The organism is Paraburkholderia sediminicola, assembly GCF_046026895.1.
GTDB lineage: Bacteria > Pseudomonadota > Gammaproteobacteria > Burkholderiales > Burkholderiaceae > Paraburkholderia > Paraburkholderia sediminicola_C.
In genome coordinates this window covers 1-832 of the sequence record NZ_JAQQEU010000250.1, presented here as the reverse complement: position 1 = coordinate 832, position 832 = coordinate 1, and the positions used below count along the sequence as shown (strand labels likewise).

The window sequence follows — 832 nt, the reverse complement described above, 5'->3', positions numbered from 1 at the left end:
TCAAGTACCGGACATTGAGATACGGACCCAATCCGGTAAGTCGTCGGCCAAAGCTTCGGCTCGCACAGCTGCAAGTCTGCGTCTCCGAGAAAGTCGACGCTGGTCCCCGTGGCGCTTGACCTTCCAGCGACGGGAAGGTTGATGATGAATATGCGGGTCTTTGATGAGAACCGTGGTCGCCCGCCAACGATCAAGTTACCCACCTTGAGAGCATATTCAGATGAAAGCCAACCGTTTACTTATCGTCCTCTCCATCCACGTCGGAATCGTGTTGTCTGGCATGGCACTCGACGCGAGCGCGCAGCAATCAGGTGCCATGGCGAATGGACAGATGAGCATGCCCGCCGGAAAAATGGAGACGCCTCCACAAGCCGGCGGTCCGCTGCCTGCATCAACGCGGGCTTTCGAGAACAACGCAGCGAAGATGATGAAAAATATGAGTGCCCCCGGATACACAGGAGATACAGACGCGGACTTTGTGGCGCACATGATCCCGCATCACCAAGGAGCGGTGGACCAAGCCGAAGTCGAGCTCAAGTACGGCGAGGATCCGCAAATGAGGGCGCTGGCGAAGAACATCATCAAGGCGCAAAAGAAAGAAATTGCCTTTATGAAGCGGTGGCAAGCCGGGCACGACACAAACATGTGACGCGCGAGGCAGTATGGCGCGCCTGGCTGGGTCGCAAAGACTTGGAAGGCGTTGCCGAACGACTGCGTCTTGCAGCCACAAACGGTTTTTTGGGCCAATGACTTGACGGGCAGCACGCGTGCATGAATGACCGCTGGCCCCTGAAATCGCCGTTCACCACGCGCTGGTTCCAACGGCCGAGGT

General features: G+C 57.3%; 1 protein-coding gene. It reads left to right on the top strand.

The features are described from left to right. The first annotated feature begins 220 nt into the window (after positions 1 to 220). Complete coding sequence (copM, locus tag PQR02_RS40580) at positions 221 to 649, top strand: CopM family metallochaperone (protein ID WP_408243413.1); 429 nt, start codon at positions 221 to 223, stop codon at positions 647 to 649. Positions 650 to 832 lie beyond the last annotated feature (183 nt).